Origin of the sequence: Xanthomonas sp. LMG 12461, from assembly GCF_009192935.1 — a bacterium.
Lineage (GTDB): Bacteria > Pseudomonadota > Gammaproteobacteria > Xanthomonadales > Xanthomonadaceae > Xanthomonas_A > Xanthomonas_A sontii.
In genome coordinates this window covers 1-15476 of record NZ_NQYT01000055.1, presented here as the reverse complement: position 1 = coordinate 15476, position 15476 = coordinate 1, and the positions used below count along the sequence as shown (strand labels likewise).

The 15476-nt window shown below is 70.0% G+C and carries 14 protein-coding genes and 1 pseudogene; 6 read left to right on the top strand and 9 right to left on the bottom strand.

Features of this window, described 5'->3' with window-relative positions; translation table 11 throughout:
- Window positions 1-137 precede the first annotated feature (137 nt).
- Both CEK68_RS14265 and CEK68_RS14260 read right to left on the bottom strand, forming a co-directional pair.
- Window positions 138-923 carry a rhomboid family intramembrane serine protease gene (locus CEK68_RS14265; protein ID WP_017917642.1) on the bottom strand — a complete coding sequence of 262 codons (786 nt, stop codon included), beginning with the start codon at window positions 921-923 and terminating at the stop codon, window positions 138-140.
- Window positions 924-1025: 102 nt separating this feature from the next.
- Entirely contained in the window at window positions 1026-1979 is a 954-nt protein-coding gene (locus CEK68_RS14260; protein WP_010343036.1) for a TerC family protein, read from the bottom strand.
- Window positions 1980-2237: 258 nt separating this feature from the next.
- Between CEK68_RS14260 and CEK68_RS14255 the strand changes: the two genes are divergently transcribed.
- The 3 genes from CEK68_RS14255 (at window position 2238) to CEK68_RS14245 (ending at window position 5908) form a co-directional block, all read left to right on the top strand.
- Window positions 2238-3419, top strand: a complete 1182-nt coding sequence (locus CEK68_RS14255) for a class I SAM-dependent rRNA methyltransferase (RefSeq protein WP_152239767.1) — start codon at window positions 2238-2240, stop codon at window positions 3417-3419.
- 87 nt (window positions 3420-3506) lie between these two features.
- On the top strand, window positions 3507-4664 hold the full coding sequence (locus CEK68_RS14250; RefSeq protein ID WP_152180920.1) for a glycerate kinase: 1158 nt from the start codon (window positions 3507-3509) through the stop codon (window positions 4662-4664).
- Between the two features lie 842 nt (window positions 4665-5506).
- On the top strand, window positions 5507-5908 hold the full coding sequence (locus CEK68_RS14245) for a DUF2628 domain-containing protein (RefSeq protein WP_017909243.1): 402 nt from the start codon (window positions 5507-5509) through the stop codon (window positions 5906-5908).
- A 45-nt stretch (window positions 5909-5953) separates the two neighbouring features.
- Here CEK68_RS14245 and CEK68_RS14240 read toward each other — a convergent pair whose 3' ends face one another.
- The 6 genes from CEK68_RS14240 to CEK68_RS14215 form a co-directional block, all read right to left on the bottom strand.
- On the bottom strand, window positions 5954-6679 hold the full coding sequence (locus CEK68_RS14240) for a DUF6882 domain-containing protein (protein WP_152239766.1): 726 nt from the start codon (window positions 6677-6679) through the stop codon (window positions 5954-5956).
- Complete coding sequence (locus tag CEK68_RS14235; protein WP_152180918.1) at window positions 6676-8121, bottom strand: amino acid permease; 1446 nt, start codon at window positions 8119-8121, stop codon at window positions 6676-6678. The genes CEK68_RS14240 and CEK68_RS14235 overlap by 4 nt, the downstream gene beginning before the upstream one ends.
- Window positions 8122-8409: 288 nt before the next feature.
- Window positions 8410-9027 (bottom strand): response regulator, encoded by a 618-nt coding sequence (locus CEK68_RS14230; RefSeq protein ID WP_152180917.1) that lies wholly within the window; start codon window positions 9025-9027, stop codon window positions 8410-8412.
- On the bottom strand, window positions 9024-10094 hold the full coding sequence (locus CEK68_RS14225; protein ID WP_152239765.1) for a sensor histidine kinase: 1071 nt from the start codon (window positions 10092-10094) through the stop codon (window positions 9024-9026). Before CEK68_RS14225 ends, CEK68_RS14230 begins: the two co-directional genes overlap by 4 nt.
- A 42-nt stretch (window positions 10095-10136) precedes the next feature.
- A complete protein-coding gene (locus CEK68_RS14220; protein WP_017912892.1) occupies window positions 10137-10865 on the bottom strand; it encodes an MgtC/SapB family protein in 729 nt (242 codons plus the stop codon).
- Between the two features lie 127 nt (window positions 10866-10992).
- The gene (locus tag CEK68_RS14215) at window positions 10993-11319 is read right to left on the bottom strand and encodes a hypothetical protein (protein ID WP_152239764.1); all 327 of its coding nucleotides are present in this window, start codon (window positions 11317-11319) and stop codon (window positions 10993-10995) included.
- Window positions 11320-11701: 382 nt separating this feature from the next.
- Here CEK68_RS14215 and rmuC point away from each other — a divergent pair, with 382 nt between their 5' ends.
- Complete coding sequence (rmuC, locus tag CEK68_RS14210) at window positions 11702-13291, top strand: DNA recombination protein RmuC (RefSeq protein ID WP_152239763.1); 1590 nt, start codon at window positions 11702-11704, stop codon at window positions 13289-13291.
- A gap of 528 nt (window positions 13292-13819) precedes the next feature.
- Entirely contained in the window at window positions 13820-14362 is a 543-nt protein-coding gene (locus CEK68_RS14205) for a glutathione peroxidase (protein ID WP_152239762.1), read from the top strand.
- A gap of 134 nt (window positions 14363-14496) precedes the next feature.
- Here the strand turns inward: CEK68_RS14205 and CEK68_RS14200 are convergent, their stop codons facing one another.
- The gene (locus CEK68_RS14200; protein WP_152239761.1) at window positions 14497-14691 is read right to left on the bottom strand and encodes a hypothetical protein; all 195 of its coding nucleotides are present in this window, start codon (window positions 14689-14691) and stop codon (window positions 14497-14499) included.
- A 572-nt stretch (window positions 14692-15263) separates the two neighbouring features.
- Here CEK68_RS14200 and CEK68_RS14195 point away from each other — a divergent pair.
- Window positions 15264-15476: pseudogene (locus tag CEK68_RS14195) on the top strand (IS110 family transposase); the annotation flags it as partial.

Below are 15476 nucleotides of genomic sequence, written 5' to 3'. Positions count from 1 at the left end.
CGAGGCGGCATGCCGCGGCGCGCGACTGCGGAGAGGAGCGGCTTCAGCCGCGACGGGCGTGACCGGGAAGGCCCGTCGCGGCTGAACCCGCTCCTCCGGAAGCAGGTTTGCGTATTTCTGGAAGCACCGTTCCCGCCTCAGCCCCCGTCACGCTCCTCGCGCGGCGGGAAGCGCAGCACGACCCCGCGCGGCGGCGCCGGCGGTGGCTGCCACAGCACCGGCACCTGGGTCGGCGGCGGCGGTTCCAGTTCGTCGTCGGCGGCGAGGATCTCGTCGGTGTCCTCCTCGTCCTCCCAGCTGTAGCGCTTGCGCGGTGGCAGCGGATCGCGATGGCGCAGCAGCAGCGCGGCGACCACGCCGCCCACGGCGCCGCCCAGGTGCGATTGCCAGGACACCCCGTCCTCGTGCGGCAGCACCGTCACCAGCATGCCGCCGTAGAACAGGAAGGCGATCATGCTGGCGGCGATCGCGGCGCGGTCGCGGCGCAGCAAGGCCAGCACGAACACCAGGAACAGCAGGCCGTGGGCGACGCCGCTGGCGCCCAGGTGATGGCTGCCGGGATCGCCGAGCCACCAGGCGCCCAGGCCCGAGCCCAGCCACAGCAAGGGCAGCCCGGCCAGGGTGGCGCGCGGATACACGCTGCCGGCCAGGGTGCCCAGGATCAGCAGGGCGCCGGCATTGGCCCCCAGATGCTCGAGCGAGCCGTGCAGCAGCGGTGCGGTGAGCACGCCGAGCAGGCCGGCGGCCGTGTGCGGTGCCACCGCCCAGGGCCGCCAGTCGAACAGGCCCTGGCTGGCGAACACCGCCACCAGCACCGCCACGAAGGCCAGGCTGACATTGAACGCGCGCAGGATCCGCGCACGGTCGAAGCGGCCCTGCGCATCGGGCTCGGGCGTGGGCGAGGGGAGCGAAGAGGTGTCCATGCTCCCTGGATGGCGGCGCCGGGCGTCCAAGGCAAGGCGCCGCCGATGGGAGGGACTGGCCGCGGCCGCGGGACAATCCGCGGCCGCGGCGCCCGCGCCGGGTCAGTGCGCCGGCTTGGCCGGGCGCAGCAGGCTCAGCACCACGGTGGCGCCGATCACCACCGCCACCGCCAGCAGCGACACCAGTACCGGGATCTTGTACAGGTCGATGATCAGCATCTTGGTGCCGATGAACACCAGCACGATCGCCAGGCCGTAGGGCAGCAGGTGGAAGCGGTCGGCCATGCCCGCCAGCAGGAAGAACATCGCGCGCAGGCCCAGCACCGCGAACACGTTGGAGGTCAGCACGATGAACGGGTCGGTGGTGATCGCGAAGATCGCCGGAATGCTGTCCACCGCGAAGATCACGTCGGTGATCGCGATCAGCATCAGCACCGCGAACAGCGGAGTGAACCAGCGCTTGCCTTCCTGGGTCACGCTCAGCGCGTTGCCGTGGTACTGCGGCGTCAGGCGCAGATGCTTGCGCATGAAGCGCAGCACCGGGTTGGCCTCCAGGTCCGGCTCCTTGCCCGCCGAGAACCACATCTTGATGCCGGTCAGCAGCAGGAACGCGCCGAACACGTACAGCAGCCAGTGGAACTTGGTCAGCAGCACCGAGCCGGCGAAGATCATCACCGCGCGCAGCACGATCGCGCCGAGCACGCCGATCACCAGCACGCGCTGGCGCTGCTCCTCCGGCACCGCGAAGTAGCTCATGATCATCAGGAACACGAAGATGTTGTCGACCGCCAGCGACTTCTCGACCAGGTAGCCGGTCAGGAACTCAAGGCCGAGGCGGTTGCCGGTGGCCACGTCGATGGTCTCGCGCAGGTACCACCACAGGCCCGCATTGAACGCCAGCGCCAGCGCGATCCAGCCGATGCTCCACCACAGCGCTTCCTTGAAGGTGACCTTGTGCGGACCGCCGTGGCGCATCAGCACCAGGTCCGCCAGCAGCGCCACGACCACCACGATCGCGAAACCGCCCCACAACCACACGTTGCCTATCGTTTCCATTGGGAATTTTCCGTCAGTGAACAGGGAACCTCGGGGCCGCGGTGGCGGAGGCGTTCCGGACGGAGACGACGGATGTCGTCCAGAGGGTGCCTTCGCCACTGCGGCGAAGGTCTCGCTCGCAACCGGCGGACCGGTTGCCGTTGCACCGGAGCCCGCAGGCTCGAATTGACGGCGACAACGTCGGGAGCTACTCCCCTTCTGCGCGCATTCTTGCGGCTGCCGGCGGTGCCGTCAATCGGGGCGGCTACAATGGCGTTCATGAATAGTCCCCTGCCCGTAGTCCGTCTCAAGAACGCCTGGCGCTCCAGCCATCCTTGGATCTTCCAGAAACTGGTCGAAAAACCCGCCGCCAGGCCCAAGCCGGGCGCGCTGGTGGACGTGGTCGGGGTGGACGGCGACTGGATCGGCCGCGGCTTCTACAACGGCCACTCGCGCATCGCCGTGCGCATCCTCGAGACCCACCCCGACATCGCGGTCGATGAGTCCTGGTTCGCGCGCAAGATCGCCGAGGCGGTGTCGCTGCGCCGTGACGTGCTCAAGCTGGACGCGGTCAGCGATGCCTGGCGCGTGGTGCATGCCGAGGGCGACGGCCTGTCCGGCCTGGTGGTGGACCGCTACGGCGACCTGCTGGTGGTGGAGTTCTTCAGCGCCGGCATGTTCCGCCACCGCGAGTGGATCTACGCCGCGCTGCGCGCGCAGTTCCCCGGCGCGCGCTTCTACAGCTTCGCCGAGGAGCACGTGCAGAAGCAGGAGAGCTTCGACTACCGGCCGGTGTCCAGCGGCGGCGAGCGCCCGGAGCCGGCGATCATCAGCGAATACGGCGTGCGCTTCCGCGCCGATCCGGCTGGCGCGCACAAGACCGGCTTCTTCGCCGACCAGCGCGAGAACCGCCAGTGGCTGAGCCAGCAGGTGGAGGGAAAGCGCGTGCTCGACCTGTGCTGCAACACCGGCGGCTTCGCGGTCTACGCCAAGGTCCGCGGCGCCACCGAGGTGGTCGGCGTGGACATCGACGAGGACGTGATCGAGATCGCCAAGGGCAACGCTCGCCTCAACGACGTGCGGCCCAAGTTCGTGCAGGCCGACATCTTCCCGTACCTGCGCGATGCCGCTGCCCGCGGCGACCAGTACGACGTGGTGATCCTGGACCCGGCCAAGATGACCCGCGACCGCGACCAGGTGATCCCGGCGCTGAAGAAGTATCTGGACATGAACAAGCTGGCGCTGGGCGTGGTCGCTCCGGGCGGCCTGTTCGCCACCTTCTCCTGCACCGGCCTGGTCGCCGAGCACGAGTTCCTGGACATGCTGCGCCGCGCCGCCTATTTCTCCGGCCGCACCATCCAGATCCTGAAGGTGGCCGGCGCCGGCGCCGACCACCCGTTCATGGCCCACGTGCAGGAATCGCGCTACCTCAAGGCGGTGTTCTGCCGCGTGCTGGACTAGCGCGCCACGCATGCGCAAGGCCGAGCGGCGATGCCTGCGTGACGGCCTGATCCGGGTGCGCCGGCCGGCGATCGACGCCGCCGCTGCATGAAGATCGTCATCGCCCCGGACGCGTTCAAGGAAAGCCTGTCCGCGGCGGAGGCGGCCGCGCAGATCGCGGCCGGCTTCCGCAGCGTGTTCCCGGCCGCGCAGTACGTGCTGCTGCCGTTCGCCGACGGCGGCGAGGGCACGGTGGACGCGCTGGTCGCCGCTGGCGGTGGGCGCCGGGTCGCCTGCACGGTGACCGGGCCGCTGGGCGCGCCGGTCGCCGCGCAGTTCGGCCTGAGCAAGGACGGCGGCACCGCCCTGATCGAGATGGCCGCGGCCAGCGGGCTGATGCTGGTGCCGCCGCAACAGCGCGATCCATGCCTGACCGGCACCCGCGGCGTCGGCGAACTGATCCTGGCCGCGCTGGATGCCGGTGCGCGCCGGCTGCTGATCGGCATCGGCGGCAGCGCCAGCAACGACGGCGGCGCCGGCATGGCGCAGGCCCTGGGCGTGCGCCTGCTGGACGCGCACGGCTGCGACCTGGCCGCCGGCGGCGCGGCGCTGGGCGCGCTGGCGCGCATCGATCTGGACGGGCTGGACCCGCGACTGCGCGAGTGCACGATCGAAGTCGCCTGCGATGTCGACAACCCGCTGACCGGGCCGAGCGGCGCCTCGGCGGTGTTCGGGCCGCAGAAGGGCGCCACGCCGGCGATGGTCGCGCAGCTCGATGCCGGGTTGCGGCACTACGCCGAGGCGATCGAACGCACCTTGGGCGTGGCAGTGGCGCAACTGCCCGGCGCCGGCGCGGGCGGCGGTATCGGCGCGGCCCTGCTCGCCTTCCTCGGCGCGCGGCTGCGGCCGGGCGTGGAGATCGTCGCGCAGGCGCTGGGGCTGGAAGCGCACCTGGCCGGCGCCGATCTGCTGGTCACCGGCGAAGGCCGCCTGGACGGGCAGAGTGCGCAGGGCAAGGTGCCGGTCGGCCTCGCCCGCATCGCCCGGCGCCACGGCGTGCCGGTGCTGGCCATCGCCGGCGGTCTGGGCGAGGGCGCGGCGGATCTGCAGGCGCAGGGGATCGACGCGCTGTTCGGCGCTGTGCAGCGCGTGTCCACGCGCGAGGCCGCGCTGGCCGACGCTGCGGACGCCCTGCGCCAGTCCGCGCGCAACGTGGCCGCGGCGATCGCCCTGGGCCAGCGCCTCGGCGGCTCCCGGGCGCAATAGCGGTCTCACTGTCGGCTCGGCTTGGCGCTGCAAGCCGCAGCGTTGGGAGTCCTGTGTGGGAGGGACTTCAGTCCCGACGCGGTGACCGGTGATTGCCGCAGGACCCCGCGAGGCGGTTGCCCCGCGCGTCGCGGCTGAAGCCGCTCCCACATGTGGGTATGTCGCCAGCGGATGCGCCACACGCAGGCAAGCCTTGTGGGTGGGATTTCAGTCCGGACCCGATGACCGGTGGTTACCGCAGGGCCCCGCGAGGTGGCTGCCCCGCGCGTCGCGGCTGAAGCCGCTCCCACATGTGGGTATGTCGCCAGCGGATGCGCCACGCGCAGGCAAGCCTTGTGGGGGGATTTCAGTCCGGACCCGATGACCGGTGGTTACCGCAGGACCCCGCGAGGCGGCTGCCTCGCGCGTCGCGGCTGAAGCCGCTCCCACACGTGGGTATGTCGCCAGCGGATGCGCCACGTGCAGGCAAGCCTTGTGGGAGGGATTTCAGTCCGGACCCGATGACCGGTGGTTACCGCAGACCCCGCGAGGCGGCTGCCCCGCGCGTCGCGGCTGAAGCCGCTCCCACATATGGGTATGTCGCAGCGGATGCGCCACGTGCAGGCAAGCCCTGTGGGAGGGACTTCAGTCCCGACGCGACGACTGTCGGTCTCCGCAATGCTGGCAGGGAAGCCCGTCCCCAAGCCAGGCCTGACGTCGGCGCCCGCCCGCTGCGACCAATCCCGAATCCCCAATCCCAACTCTCCAGGCCCGCACCAAACTGGTGCGGCAGCCGCGCCCATTTGGCGCGCGCTGCCCCGTTCAGGTAAACTGAAAACGTTTACAACACGGATTCTAACGCCATGGAAACCCCAAATCTCCCGCAACGTGCGCCGCTCAGCCCGAAGTGGCAGTTCCGCTTCGACTTCTTCGACCGTTACGGCGCCCCGTCCACGCCCGAGTACAAGGCCGCGTTCAAGGCACTGCCGTTCATGGAACGGTTGAAGATCAACATGAACTTCTTCGCCCTGTTCTTCGGCTTCATCTACTTCTTCATCCTCGGCATGTGGCGCAAGGCGCTGGGGTTGATCGGCATCTGGCTGGCGCTGGCTGTGGTCGCGGCGTTCCTCCCCGAGGCGATCGGCCGCGGCCTGGGCATCGCCTACTCGCTGCTGGTCGGCATGGCCGCCAACTACGCCTACTACCTGGACCAGCGCAAGGGCAGCGTCAGCTGGAACCCGTTCGAAGGCCTGCGTTGGTGGTAAGCGTCGGGCACGGCGGCGCGCACGTGCGACACGCCGCCGCTGCGCTCAACGCTTGCGCTTCCAGAACTGCCAGGCCGGTGCCGGCTTCGGCGTGACCGCCGCGGCCTGCGCCGGGGCCAGCTGGCCCTGAATGCCGGTCAGCCGCGCCTGCGCATCGAATGCCAGGACGATGCGGGTGTTGCCGCGCGTCGCCACGGTCTGCGCGGCGTCGCGCTGCAGGGCATAGCCCTGATCGGCCAGGAAGCCGTCGGTCATGGCCCGGTGGTCGAGTTCGAACTGCATCGGCAATTCGCCGAGCAGGCGCAGCACGCGGGCGTCGTCGCACGGCGCGAAGACCGCGGCCGGTACGTCCTCCAGCAGGAAGAACAGCGCGCCGCCGTCGTACGGCGCGCGGTAGTAGCAGCGCCCGCGCAGGGCACCGGCGAGCAGGGCGATCTGGTGGCCGCCGTCCTCGCCCAGCGCCGAGGACGGCGCGGCCAGTTCGGCGATGCCCTCGCGCTCGCCGTGCGCACGTAGCGCATTGGCATCGGCCAGCAGGGCCGGTGGCAGGTTGCTGGCGGTGTTGGCCCAGGCCCACAGCCAGCTGGCGCTGGCTTCTGCGGCGGTGCCCAGCAATTGAATCGGGAACTGCAGGTCCTCGCCGAAGTACACCTGGCCTTCGCCCAGGTCCATTTGCCAGCGACGCTCGGCCAGCACGTCGGCCAGCGCCAGCTGGCGGGCGTAGGCGCTGCCGATGTGCCGTGCCAGCGCTGCCTGGAACGCCGGGCTCATCGCGGCGTCTGCGGCGCGCGCTGCAGCAGGCTGTTGCGGCGGCCGTACAGCAGGTAGGCGACCACGCCCAGCGCGTTCCACAGCCCGAACCAGATCTTCGTGGTATCCGGCAGGCTCCAGAACAGGTACAGGCAGCCGCCGATCGCCAGCGGCCCGACCAGCCACGCCAGCGGCGTGCGGAAGGTGCGGGCGCGGCCGGGTTCGCGGCGGCGCAGGACCAGCATGCACGCGGCCACGGCGATGAAGGCGGCCAGGGTGCCGGCATTGGCCAGCGCGGCGATCTCGTCCAGCCGCGCCACGCCGGCCAGCGCCGCCACCAGCACCGCGGTGAACAGCGTGGTCGCCACCGGGGTGCCGGTACGCGCGTTGACCTTGGACAGCCCGCGCGGCAGCAGGCCGTCGCGCGACATCACGAAGAAGATCCGGCTCTGCCCGTACAGGAAGGCCAGCAGCACGGTGGGCAGCGCGATCACCGCGACCACGCCGATCGCCGCCGCCGCCTTGCCGTGGCCGAGTTCGCGCAGGATCAGCGCCAGCGGCTCGGCGCTGGCGCCGAACACGTCGTAGCGCATCGCGCCGACCGCGGCCAGCGCCACCAGGATGTAGATCAGGGTGCAGCCGATCATCGAACCGACGATGCCGATCGCCAGGTCGCGCTTGGGATTCTTGGTTTCCTCGGCGGCGGTGGAAATCGCATCGAAGCCGTAGAAGGCGAAGAAGATGATCGCCGCCGCCGCCATGACCCCGTGCGCGACGCCGTCGGCGCCGACCGTCTTGGGGAAACCGTAGGGCATGAACGGGTGCAGGTTGGCGCTCTGGAACGCCGGCAGCGCCACCGCCACGAAGATGCCCAGGGCGATCAGCTTCAGCACCACCAGCACCGCGTTGAGCGTGGCGCTCTCCTTGGTGCCGGCCATCAGCAGGCCGGCCACGGCGAAGGTGATCAGCACCGCCGGCAGGTTGACGATGCCGCCGGCATGCGGCCCCGCGGTCAGCGCCGCCGGCAGGTTCAGGTCCATGCCGGCCTGCGCACTGGCCCAGTGCAGGAAGCCGACGAAGTAGCCGGACCAGCCCACCGCCACCGTGCTGACCACCAGCGAGTACTCCAGGATCAGGCTCCAGCCCACCACCCAGGCGATCGCTTCGCCCAGCGCGACGTAGCTGTAGGTGTAGGCGCTGCCGGCGGCCGGCATCATCGTCGCCATCTCCGCGTAGGCCAGCGCCGCGCAGGCGCAGATCGCCCCGGCCACCGCGAACGACACCAGCACTGCCGGCCCGGCCAGCTGTGCGCCGACGCCGATCAAGGTGTAGATGCCGGTGCCGACGATCGCGCCGATGCCCAGCGCCACCAGATGCGGCCAGCTCAGCGAGGGCACCAGCCGGCGGCCGGCCTCGTGGACGGTGACCAGGTCGAGCGACTTGCGCCGGAACAGGAACGACATGCGGGCCTCGGGTGCGGAAGTGACAAGCCCGGCAGTGTCGCCGAATGCAGTGCAGCAAAGCTATGCCTGAGGCGCGGTATGGCACGGCGCTTGTGCGGGTCGATGCGAGGCGCAAGTCCGGCCTTATCGAGCGGAGACCGCTCGCTCTCTCTCTGTCTCGTAGCAGCGGCTTTAGTCGCGACGGACGTCATCGGGAAAGCCCGTCGCGGCTGAAGCCGCTGCTGCGGAATACCGGTGCGTTAGGACCTGTTCCGCCGCGCCCGGCAATCGTGGGTTCTCGCAACCGACCTACCGCCCCAGCCGCTCCGCCAGCCTTACCAGCTCGGCCAGCGAGCCGACCTCCAGCTTGCGCATCGCATTGCCGCGGCGCACCTTCACCGTGATCTCGCTGAGCTGCAGCCGCGCCGCCACCTGCTTGTTCAACAGGCCCTGCACCACCAGCTCCACCACCTCGCGTTCGCCGGCGCTGAGCCGCGCCCAGCGCGCCTGCAGTTCCGCCTGCGCCGCATCGGCGGCGCGGCGCGCGCGGTCGCGGGCGATGCCCTGGCCGATCGCGTCGAGCAGGTCCTGGTCGCGGAACGGCTTGGTCAGGAACTCGATCGCGCCGTTCTTCATCGCTTCCACGCTCATCGGGATGTCGCCGTGGCCGGTGATGAAGATGGTCGGCAGCGCCAGCCCGGCCTCGTGCATGTTGCGGTGGAAGTCCATGCCGCTCTGCCCGGGCATGCGGATGTCCAGCACCAGGCAGCTCGGCGCGTCGGCGCGCGGATGCGCCAGGAAGTCGCGGGTCGAGGCGAAGGCGTGCACCTGCAGGTCCACCGAGGCGAACAGGTCTTCCAGCGCGGCGCGGATCGAGGCGTCGTCGTCGATCAGGTACACCACCGGGCGTGCGGTCGCCTCATTCATGGCGTGGCTCCGCCGGCGGTGGGCAGGCACACGCAGAACACCGCGCCGCGCGGCCGCCCGGGTTCGGCCCAGATGCGCCCGCCGCCGGCCTCGACGATGCTGCGGCTGATGCTCAGGCCGATGCCGATGCCGCCCTGCTTGGTGGTCCAGAACGCATCGAACAGATGCGCCTGTGCCTGCGCGGACAGGCCTTCGCCGCTGTCGGCCACGCTCAGCCGCACCGAACGCGCGTCCTCGCGCTCGGTGACGATGCGCAGCGCACGCTGCGCCGGCGGCGTGGCGGCCATCGCCTCGATCGCATTGAGCAGCAGGTTGCCGATCACCTGCTGGATCTGCACCGGGTCGGCCGACACCGGCGGCAGCAGCGCCGACAGTTCGGTGTGCACGCTGACCGCGCTGCGTTCCAGTTCGCCCTGCGACAGCGCCAGTACCTCGGCCACCGCGGCATTGAGGTCGAAGGCGCGCTGCTGCGGCGCCTCGCCCCGGGTCAGGCTGCGCACCCGCGCGATCACCTCGCCGGCACGCTCGGCGTCGGCGAGGATGCGCGCCAGCGCCGCGCGCGCCTTGTCCAGGTTCGGCGGCTGCTGGTCGAGCCAGCGCTGGCAGGCGTTGCCGCTGGTGACGATGGCCGCCAGCGGCTGGTTGACCTCGTGCGCGATCGAGGCGGTCAGGCTGCCCAGGCTGCGCACCCGCGCCAGCCGCAGCAATTGCGCCTGCGCCGCGTGCGCGGCGGCCTTGGCGCGCTCCATGCGCACCGCGATCGAGGCGGTCACCGCCACCACCACGATGCTGATCGCCGAGTTGATCACGCCGACGTGGTAGGCCCCGGCATGCGTGAGATGGAAGCTGAGCACGACCAGCGCCACGCAGATGCCCGCCAGCACGCCCAGCCCGGCCGGGGCCAGCAAGCGCACCGCGCCGAGGATCGCCACGGTGTAGAACAGCGCCGCCGCCACCGCGTAGTCGGTGACCGTGTCGGCGACGAAGATCGCACCCAGCGCCAGGCCCAGCGCGGCCAGGCCGAGCAGGCGGCGGTGCGGCGGCAGCGGCTTGAACCAGGCGATCATCGGCGGCGTGGCGTGGGAGTGACGGGGATAGGCATGACTGGCTCAGGCTTCGGCGCCGGCGTTCCAGAACGCCTGTTGTACACCCGGTTCGCCCTCCAGGCGCTGCACCACCGCATCCAGTTCCTCGGCACGCACCGCGGTGGCGTACAGGGTGGCGGCGATCTCCACGTCCTTCTGCCCGAACGGATGCTGCTCGACCTCGCGCGCCGGGTAGTGCGCCTCCTCCAGCAGTTCGATCAGCCGCTCGCGCACGTCGCCGTGCACCTCGCGCGCGCAGATCGCATAGAACATGTAGGTGGCTTCCAGCGAGGATTCCTTCAGCGGATGCCGGTTGATGCGGTTCACCATCGGCCGCAGCAGGGTATTGCTGAGCAGCACGAACATGGCCGCCAGCACCGCCTCGGCGACCAGCCCGGCACCGGCGCAGGCGCCGACCGCGCCCGACCCCCATAGTGTCGCCGCGGTGTTGAGCCCGGTGACGTTGGCGCCTTCCTTCATGATCGCGCCGGCGCCGAGGAAGCCGATACCCGAGACCACGTAGGCCACCACCTGCACCGCACCCTGGGTGCCGCCGTGGATCTCGAACAGGCGGTCGCCGAGCGAGACGAAGATCGCCGCGCCGACCGCGACCAGGGTGTTGGTGCGCAGCCCGGCGGTGCGCTGGCGCACCTGGCGTTCGAAGCCGATGATCGCGCCGAGCACGAAGGCGGCGGTGAGGCTGACCAGGGTGTCGAGCAGCGAGCCGAGATTGAACAGACGCAGTGCTTCCATCAGGGCGCGTTCCGGTAGGTGGGGGGGAGCGAGCATGGCGGCTCCGGGGAAGGAGTGAGCGGATGCGGGTGGCGCATGATGCCGGGGCAAGATGGCATCCGATACCGCGGCGGCAGGTGTGCGCGGCTCAGCGCACCCCGGGCCACCAGGCCAGCGCGGCATGCCGCCAGTGTGTGGCCGGAACGCTCACCCCGGCCTCGTGCAGGCGCCGTTGTGCCGCATGTGGCAAGCGCGCACGGACGCGGATGCGGTCGGCGACGGACAGCAGCGACAGCGCATCGGCCATCACCCGCGGCGACTGCGCGGACAGGGCCAGGGCGAAGGCGCGGGCGCCATGGGCGGCGAGCAGATGGCGCAGCGCCTCGGTGCGGCGCATGGCGACCGCGGCGCGCAGCGCGCGCTGCAGGCCGCGCTGCAGGCGGAACCGGCGGGAGAACAGCGAGAACAGGAACATGACGACCTCCTTGCGGCGTGTGGCCGGCAAGGACGTCGCAGCGTGTGCGCGGCGTGCGTCTTCCGGCTCAGCGCCGGGCAGCGACCAGGCGAGGGAAACGGCGGGGGAATGCGGCGCTGATGCCGCGTCGATGCGGATCGGGGTCCATGCTCGCCTCCGGTATCAGGGGAACGGATCGCGCGGTGCGCGACGCCTGGCGCGGTCGGATGCCGCGGTACCGCACACTGGCCGGGCCAGGAGCGGGTGGCGCAAAGCTTGGCATGCGGCCCAGGTGTGCACCAGCCTGCATGAGGCCATGACGGCGATACCAAGGTATATCCGGTCTGGTCCGCCTGCCGGCGCGTGGCGCAGCGATTGAGACGCGGCCGGCTACACTGGCCGCATGCAGAACGATGCCCATTTCCTGATCCTCGCCGGCCTGTTGTGCGCCGTCATCGCCCTGTTGCTGGCCGTGTTGCTGCGGCGGGGCAACCACGCCGCGCTGGAGGCGGCCCTGCGCGAGGAGCAGCGCAGCGGTCGCGGCGAACTGCGCGAGCAGCTCGACAGCCTGGCGCGGCAGCAGGACGCGCGCAGCGAAGGCTTCGCCCGCAATCTGGCGGATCTGTCCACCCGCACCGACCAGCGCCTGGACCTGCTGCGCGAAGCCCTCACCGAGGACGCGCGGCGCGGCCGGGTCGAGGCCGGCGCCGCGCAGCAGCGCATGGCCGAGTTGCTGAGCCAGCGCCTGGTCGAGATCCGCGGCCAGCTCGACGCCTTCGGCCAGCAGCAGGACGCACGCATGGCCCAGTTCGGCCAGCAGCAGGCCGAGCTGATCGCGCGCATCGACGCGCAGCTGGGCGCGTTGCGCGAGGCCCTGATCGAGGATGCGCGCAAGGGCCGCCAGGAAGGCGCGGACGCGCAGCAACGCTTCGCCGACACGCTCGGCCAGCGCCTGAGCGACCTGGTCCAGCGCAACGAGCAGCGGATGGGCGAGATGCGCGCTACCCTGGAGGAGCGGCTGAAGGAACTGCAGGCCGACAACGCGGCCAAGCTCGAGCAGATGCGCGGCACCGTCGACGAAAAGCTGCAGACCACCCTCAACACGCGCCTGGATGCCTCGTTCAAGCTGGTCTCCGAACGGCTCGAGCAGGTCCAGCGCGGCCTGGGCGAGATGCAGCAGCTGGCCACCGGCGTCGGCGATCTCAAGCGCGTGCTGAGCAACGTCAAGAACCGCGGCGGCTGGGGCGAGGTGCAGCTGGAGAACATCCTCGAGCAGACCTTGACCCAGGAACAGTACGCGCGCGGCGTGCGGGTGCGCCCGGAGCGCAACGAAATGGTCGATTTCGCGGTGCGCCTGCCCGGCCGCGGCCACGAGGACACGCCGGTGTGGCTGCCGATCGACGCCAAGTTCCCGCGCGAGGACTACGAGCGCCTGCTCGACGCGCAGGAGCAGGGCGATCCGGAACTGGTGCAGGCGATGGGCGTGCAACTGGAGCGCGCGATCCGGGTGCAGGCCAAGTCGATCGGCGACAAGTACATCGCCCCGCCGCACACCACCGACTTCGCGGTGATGTTCCTGCCCACCGAGGGCCTGTACGCCGAGACCCTGCGCCGCCCCGGCCTGGCCGACCTGCTGCAGCGCGAGCACCGCATCGTCGTCGCCGGGCCGACCACGATCACCGCCCTGCTCAACAGCCTGCAGATGGGCTTCCGCACGCTCGCCATCGAAAAGCGCTCCAGCGAGGTGTGGGGCGTGCTGGCGGCGGTCAAGAGCGAGTTCGGCAAGTTCGCCGGCATCCTGGAAAAGGCCGAGAAGCAGATCAGCACCGTCGGCAAGAGCCTGGGCGAGGCCAGCCGCAAGACCCGCACCATCGAACGCCGCCTGCGCGGCGTCGAGACCCTGGCCGACGCGCAGGCCGCGCCGCTGCTGGAACTGTCGCTGCCGCTGGACGATGCCGATGCGGAAGAGGCGGCAGGCGACGACCGGGAGTGAGGGCTTGCGGTGCGCGGCGGCGGTGCGGCGAGTCGGGATGGCAAGGCACCGTGGCGGTTACGTCGACGCGAGATGGCGTGCGACCAGCACGCGCCATGTTGGATGCAGCGCCGCGACCTGGACGGGCCAGCGCGGCCGCTTCGTACGCGCGCGCTGTACAGATGGCGCAGCATGCGGGTGTCCTGGTCTTGCCTGCAGTGTCGATGCGATTCGACATCGCGGATGCGTTGTCGTCTCCAGGCCGCTCGCCTGCTCGCCCGCTGGCCGATACGCGCGCTGCCGATCACGACGAGAGGCACATGTGTAGCGGCGGCTCTTGTTTCTTCTGCGGCAGTCGCGAGCAGGTGTTGCGGACGCGCTGTCGCGGCTGAAGCCGCTCCTGCGGGATCACATGATCCGCAGCAAAAGCGGGTGTTACGTGCCTGCACAGGCTAGCTGTCGGTGCGCTGAGTCACGCGGTCACGGCGCTGCGCATGCTGCGCCGGCAGCGACTATGCTGGCGCTCTCTTTCGATCGAGGTAATGCCCCATGTCCGAGTCGTTGACCGCCATTCCGCTGACCCGCATCGATGGCCAGCCGGCCACCCTCGCCGCGTTCGAGGGCAAGGTGTTGCTGATCGTCAACGTCGCCTCCAAGTGCGGCCTCACCGCGCAGTACGCGGGCCTGGAAGCGCTGTACCGCGAGAAGCAGGCCGCCGGCCTGGAAGTGCTCGGTTTCCCGGCCAACGACTTCAAGGGCCAGGAGCCGGGCAGCGAGGAGGAGATCCAGCAGTTCTGCCAGCTCACCTACGATGTGACCTTCCCGATGTTCGCCAAGATCGCGGTCACCGGCGAGGACACGCATCCGCTGTACCGCGCGCTGATCGCCGCGCAGCCGCAGACCGAGGGCGAGGGCCCGATGCGCGAGAAGCTGGCCGGTTACGGCATCGAGCCGAATCCGGCGCCGGGCGTGCTGTGGAATTTCGAGAAGTTCCTGGTCGGCCGGGACGGCCAGGTCCGCGCGCGCTTCGCTCCGGACGTTACCGCCGAGGATCCGCGCCTGCGCGCGGCGATCGACGCGGCGCTGGCGTAACGGCGCGCGGCGCCATCTGGCTGTGCTTGGACGAGCTGAAGGTGTGTTTCGGCGTCTAGGTAGTTGGTGAACGAGCCGGAGAGGTGATCGATGTCCTCGTTGGCCGGCGTCGCTTGTTGCGGCTGGAGCCGCTCCTACGCAAGGCGTGCAGCATCGAAACCGTTGCCGTTGCCGTTGCCGTTGCCGTTGCTTTGGCTGTTGCTTGGCATTAGCTGTTGTTTGGCTTTGGCTTTGGCTTTGGCTTTGGCTGTTGCCCTGGCTTTTGATTTACCGGGTTCCCTTCCGAAGCGGCGGCCATCGCGGGGAAATACCCGAAGGGCGGCGTACATGGATGTACGCCGTCCGCGGCAGGGCAGGGCTCGCCGGAAAAAGGCGAAGCACTGCTTCGCCCCGGCGGGCGGGCTGGCGCCGTGAGGCGACTGCCCCGGACTTGGCTGCGAAGCAGCCAAGCCCCTTCCGCGGATCCCCGTGATGGACGCGGACCCGGAGCGCGCAGCGCGGAGGGCGCGAGGCAGGGCGCGCTTTCTTTTGGTTACCTTTTCTTTGCGCGAGCAAAGAAAAGTAACTCGCCCGTCAGGGCGAAAGCCTTTAGAGCTTTTGCTGTTGCTACTGCTGTTGATTGAAGTTTGTCTATCGGCCGAGAAGATCTATAGGAGCGGCTTCAGCCGCGACACACATGATTGGTGATGCCTGTCGAGGCGTAAGCCGCTTGTGTCAAATAAGGGTCTATCGTTGTAGGTGAGAGCGGAGTGCGGCAGGCCGTTTAGCCGCAGTGCCAGCAAGCACGAGTAGGAGTCAGCGCCGCCGCACTCCGGTTCTCCTGCCTGACAAGCCCGAACAGTTGCCCGAGTGACGAGCTCGAACTCCACAAGCATGGGCATCGGCAGGAGCGCTCTCGTCCATGAGTCTACTGCGGAGAACGTCTATGCGGCGCCATGTCGGGATCGATGTATCCAAGGCCGAGCTGGTCATTCATGTCCTGCCGGACGAGCAGGCCTGGACCCAGCCCAATACGCCACAGGGGCAGCGTGCGCTGGCCCAACGGCTGGCTGGGGTGGACTGCGAGCGGATCGTGCTGGAAGCCAGTGGCGGGTTCGAACAAGCCGTGGTGCAG